The organism is Microcystis sp. M165S2 (assembly GCF_020245885.1).
Lineage (GTDB): Bacteria > Cyanobacteriota > Cyanobacteriia > Cyanobacteriales > Microcystaceae > Microcystis.
In genome coordinates, this window is sequence record NZ_JADBTZ010000111.1 from 1 (window position 1) to 5,382 (window position 5,382).

At 47.9% G+C, this 5,382-nt stretch carries 6 protein-coding genes; all 6 read left to right on the top strand.

Annotation, left to right across the window (positions count from 1 at the left end):
- The first annotated feature begins 184 nt into the window (after positions 1–184).
- The 6 genes from IM479_RS05825 (at position 185) to IM479_RS05850 (ending at position 5,148) form a co-directional block, all read left to right on the top strand.
- Positions 185–562: a DUF3110 domain-containing protein gene (locus IM479_RS05825; protein ID WP_286824946.1), complete on the top strand. Its 378-nt coding sequence runs from the start codon at positions 185–187 to the stop codon at positions 560–562.
- A 188-nt stretch (positions 563–750) separates the two neighbouring features.
- Complete coding sequence (locus IM479_RS05830) at positions 751–1,170, top strand: YraN family protein (protein ID WP_002765893.1); 420 nt, start codon at positions 751–753, stop codon at positions 1,168–1,170.
- Between the two features lie 558 nt (positions 1,171–1,728).
- The gene (locus tag IM479_RS05835) at positions 1,729–2,367 is read left to right on the top strand and encodes a histidine phosphatase family protein (protein WP_287684629.1); all 639 of its coding nucleotides are present in this window, start codon (positions 1,729–1,731) and stop codon (positions 2,365–2,367) included.
- 49 nt (positions 2,368–2,416) lie between these two features.
- Complete coding sequence (locus IM479_RS05840; RefSeq protein ID WP_287684630.1) at positions 2,417–3,061, top strand: histidine phosphatase family protein; 645 nt, start codon at positions 2,417–2,419, stop codon at positions 3,059–3,061.
- 83 nt (positions 3,062–3,144) lie between these two features.
- Positions 3,145–3,864: a biotin--[acetyl-CoA-carboxylase] ligase gene (locus IM479_RS05845; RefSeq protein WP_287684631.1), complete on the top strand. Its 720-nt coding sequence runs from the start codon at positions 3,145–3,147 to the stop codon at positions 3,862–3,864.
- Positions 3,865–3,903: 39 nt separating this feature from the next.
- Complete coding sequence (locus IM479_RS05850) at positions 3,904–5,148, top strand: M23 family metallopeptidase (protein WP_287684632.1); 1,245 nt, start codon at positions 3,904–3,906, stop codon at positions 5,146–5,148.
- Positions 5,149–5,382 lie beyond the last annotated feature (234 nt).

Sequence of the window (5,382 nt, forward strand, 5' to 3'; positions counted from 1 at the left end):
AACATCATTAGAAAAGTAATTCCTGATGTCATTGACCAGGGAATAAAGGGTTTGCCGTTTAATCCTGTAGTGCTTGACCCACTACGAATGACTAAGCTTTCAGACTTTTAAGTAAGTTTGAGTAAGTTTAGTTGAGCGGTAAAATGAGTATAGACGACCACCGCTTATCGATCGCTAAGTAATTATGCGTGTATTTGTACTACTTTTTAACGCAGGCACAGAAAACGAAGGTATCCACACCATTCAAATGGGAGCTATCAATAAGGTGTTGATGTTTGAATCGGAAGATGATGCCACCCGTTATGCTCTGCTGTTAGAGGCACAGGATTTTCCGACTCCCACGGTAGAGAAAATTGATTCGGAGGAAGTGGCAGAATTTTGTCGCGACGCCGGCTATCAAGCGGAAATGATTGAAGCGGGTATGTTGGTAATTCCCCCCGAAAGCAATGCCGAGGAGTTGGATTGGCAAAAAGAGGAAGTCCCCCCCGCCGAGGAGGAGTTTTCCGAGATTCCCGATGCGGAGTTAGACAGCATCCGTCGTCGTCTAGAAGGACTTTTGTAATAAACCTCTTGTAAAAATCGAAAATTGTCCTGCTTGGTTAGGAGACAGGAGACAGTAGCCAGTAGTCAGGAGTTCGGAGTCAGAAGACAGGACAATAAATCGGCGTTGTTCCCTGTTCCCTGTTCCCTGTTCCCTGTTCCCTGTTCCCTGACCACTGATAACTGATCACTGATCACTGATCACTGAATATGACAACCGTGGGGGAATTGGGCGAAAATTTGGTGGCGGATTGGTTGCAATTACAGCAATGGCATATCCTCCAGCGTCGTTGGCGTAGTGCTGGCGGTGAAATCGATTTAATCGTCTTGTCTAAATCTCAGGCGACTCTCGCTTTCGTCGAGGTTAAAACCCGCAGTGCTGGCAATTGGGATTTAGGGGGCAAATTAGCGATCAATGACCGTAAACAAGGGAAAATTTACCAAGCTGCCCAGATATTTCTCGCCTTTTATCCCCAATGGTCTGATTTAAGCTGTCGCTTCGATGTGGCGTTAGTTAGTTGTCAAAAAAGTTCTCTATTAGCTTTACCTGAGTTTTCCCTTGATTATCCCTGTCAGCTACAGGCAGGTTATCAATTGCAATTACAGGAATATCTCGTGGCGGTTTTCTAAAAACACAATAGGCCCGCCTAGGGAGGCGGGCTTCATCTTGTACAAACGATATGGACTCCTAAAAAATTAACGGACTCAATACAATAGAGGTTTACAGAACCCACAACAGTCTATCTGTCAACTATCAAGATTCCTCAGTTTACCGACTCAGGTGCTGATTACGGCTCACTCCATCTGTCCTATATCGAGCAACAGAGGCGAAACCATACTTTACTTTACAAACTTTGAGAATCTGCGTCCGATTTAGCTGTTGCGTTGATCTAGAGCAGGTGGCACAGGCTCTAGGTCTTTTTGCCTGGAAGGAAGTTGAGTCGCTTCCTTTGTGCCTTATGTTTTTAAGATAACACGTTTGTCAGGACTCGATCAACCTTGTGATTAAAGTTTACACTTATTGATTTTTAGCAAAAATTGCCGTTACAAAACTATAGATAGGGTCTGCTGAAAAAGTTTTTCCTAGGGGCAGGGTGTAGGGTGTGGGGTGTGGGGTTTTACTTTTTAAACAGGATTTAGTATCACTATAAGTGGGAGAGGGTCACAAATAGAAGAGGAACCCAAAAAATGAGTCTAAAACTTTACTTTTTGCGTCATGGCGAAACCACAGCCAGTCAAGCGGGTAGTTTTTGCGGTCGATTAGACTTGCAACTAACCCCGGCCGGCTATGAAATGGCCAAGGATTTCGCTCTTGTCTATCGAGATGTGCCTTGGACAGGGATCTATTCTAGTCCCCTCAAGCGCACCATGGCCACGGCCACCCCTTTAAGCGATCTCTTAGGTATTCCCATCCACAAACGGGAAGGATTAAAAGAGATTGCCTACGGCCAATGGGAGGGAAAAACCGCAGCCGAGGTTAATCGGGAGTTTCATGATGATTATGTGCGCTGGTTAGCAGATCCGGGCTGGAATTCTCCCACAGAGGGCGAAAAAGGCATCGATATCGCTCGCCGCAGTTCGGAAGTATTAGAGGAAATCGACCATAATCACGATGATGGCCATATTTTGATCGTTTCCCATAAAGCAACGATCCGAATCATGTTATGTTCTCTTTTAGGCATTGATATCGGCCGTTATCGCGATCGAATTGCCATGCCCGTGGCCTCGGTGACGATCGTCGAATTAGCCGAACACGGTCCCCTCTTTCAAGTCATGGGCGATCGCTCTCACCTCCGCAATGACCTGCGCTTGCGAGCGGGAACCTAACCAGTCAACAGTAACCAGGAAAGCTCCGGAATTGGTCTCCTGAAAAACTATGTGCTTGATGTTATATTTTCTACGACACGGACAAACGGCCTATAGCAAAACGGGAGGATACTGTGGTACTCCAGAAAATGACCCCGGTTTGACTGCCGAAGGCATCGAAATGGCCGAGGAATTCGCCGATGTCTATCGTTCTTTACCTTGGCGCGCGGCCTACGTCAGTCCCCTACAAAGAGCTATTCAAACCGCTAAACCCCTCTGTGAAGCGGTGGGACTGAAATTAGAAATCCGCCAGGGATTACAAGAGATCGGTTATGGTCTTTGGGAAGGTATGCACCCCAACGATATCGATCGTCAATATCATGATCTCTATGTACGCTGGTTGACGGATCCGGCTTGGAATGCCCCCCCCAACGGGGAAAGGGGGATCGATATCGCCCGTCGTTCGGCGGCCGTTTTGGAGGAAATTGAACACACCCACAGTGATGGCAATATCCTGATTGTTTCCCACAAGGCCACCATCCGGATCATGCTCTGTAGTCTGATGGGTATCGATGTGGGCCGTTATCGCGATCGGTTTGAAATGCCCGTGGCCGCTGTCAGTATCGTCGAATTAGGCAGTCGTGGCCCGCTTTTCCATGGCATCAGTTTACGTTCCCACCTCAGTGAGTACCTGCGTTCTCTCCCCTGCACCTAATCAGTGATCAGTGATCAGATGTGAGTTTTCAGTTCACTGTTTACTGTTTACTGATCACTGAAAATACTCCCCACTCCCCATTTATGCCCAAAATCCATCAGTTTGAACTATTACCTTCCACTAATACTAAAGCTTGGCAATTATTAGAATCGGGGGAAAATCCGCCTTTTGTGGTGATTGCTAGTCAACAAAGTGCTGGGAGGGGACAATGGGGACGGGAGTGGATTTCTGAACAGGGAGGATTATATTTATCTTTGGCGTTAAATCTTGATTTAGAGGTGGATAAATCTGCCCATCTCGTTCTCGCTACAGTTTGGGGCATCGCTCATCACCTGAATTGTCAAGAAATACCCGTTAAAATCAAATGGCCGAACGATTTGGTCCTATTAGGGCGCAAACTAGGGGGAATTAACCTAGAAACCCGTATTCAGGGCCAAAACATCCCAGAAGCAGTCATCGGAGTGGGCATCAATTGGGCTAATCCCGTCCCCCCCACGGGCATTAATTTACAAGCTTTGGCTGGCAATAAAATCACCTCGATCGCTCAATTAACCGATGTCATCAGCGATGCTATCCTATACGGCTATGAATATTACTGTAATCACGGCATAAAAGCCCTATTAGCCTCCTATTTAGGAATTTTTGCTAATTTTGGTCAAAAGATAGTTTTTGAGGGCTATCAGGGCATAATAACGGGGGTAAGCGATCGAGGGGAATTAAAAGTTAAACTAACCTCGGACAATGCCAGTAGCGAAATCTATCTACCGGCGGGTAGGGTCAGTCTCGGTTATAATCAAGTCTAAATATTTTTTTGACTAAACTGTGAGAAGTGAGGCCGCCCTATGTATCCTTCATCGGTGATATTGAAACTTTTTCTAGGAAAATCCTTAAAAAAGAAGCTGAGTTTATGCAGTGGTCTCGGTTTAGTAATCAGCGGTCTGATTACTCTTGCTCCCAATGCGAACGCTAATTCTGAAACTGGCAGCGAAACCCCGGTAGTGGAAAATGCCGCCCCGACTCTGAAAGCCCCCGTTATCAAAGAAAATACTAATCCCGCCCCCCGTCTGGCTATCCCCGAAAACCATCAAACCGATATGCCTACCCTTGCCCCCCGGGCCGGCGGTAAAAATAATTTTATCGATACTAGAAACTTTAACCCCCCCAGTTCCGTTGTTGTCACCGAGCGCCGCAGTGGTTGCCAAACCATCGCCCAAAATGGTCAACTGGTAGGAGGTAGCTGTAATCTGGCGGCCCGGGCCTCCCGTCGTCAGCCGGTCAGCACTGTGGCCAAACCCTTACCCCCAGTTAATCTGGCCCGGGTACGTCTCAATCCTAATCCAGCCGTGCGGGTGGGACGGCAGCCCCGAAATCAGCCGGTTATCGCTAATAATTCCCTGCGTCGTTATGCCCCCACTCTCGTGGCTGCTAGCGCCCCAGTACGTCTTGCACCCCCGACGGTGATTGCGAGTCAGGTGGTGGCCCTCAATCCCCCGGAATGGAATGGCGTAAAATTAGCTTTGGCCCCGGTGACTCGCGCAGAAGTGGAAGCAATCAGCGAAGCGACCACCTATGAGCGCGCCACCCGTTTAAGTCCCACGGATTCTAACCAAACTCAACGCACCGATTTAATCTTTCCCCTCGCCCTTCCCGCCCAAATTACCTCGGTTTTCGGGTGGCGAAATCATCCGGTCAGCGGGAATCGGGCCATGCACGCGGGTACTGATTTAGGCGCACCAATGGGAACACCTGTATTAGCCGCCTACGCGGGGGAAGTGGCCACCGCCGACTGGTTAGGAGGTTACGGATTAACGGTGATTTTACGTCACCTCGATGGTAGTCAAGAATCTCGTTATGCCCACCTTTCGGAAATTACCGTCAAACCGGGAGAATGGGTGGAACAGGGTGCGGTTATCGGTCGTGTGGGTAGTACGGGACTTTCTACTGGTCCCCACCTACACTTTGAATGGCGACACCTAACCGAACAGGGTTGGACTGCCGTAGATGCCGGTTTACATCTAGAATTAGCCCTCGATAATCTGGTGCAGAGAATGCAAATGGCCGCAGCCACTGACTCTAATCAGAATTGATTGGTCTTGGCTGACAACCATAGCAGTTTTTGGAGCTTAAAAACGCATCGTTGAGCTTTTGCCCAATTGATGCGTTTTCATACATTTGCAGTCTTAAGTAGGGTTTGCTGAATAAAGCTAAAAACCTTACAGGAAAAGGCTTTTAGCTAGATTGAGAGTCGCTCAGGTGCCCCTGAATCTGCTAAAATTACTCAAAACCCTTGCATCTTCTCTCCTTAGTACCAATGTATCGCA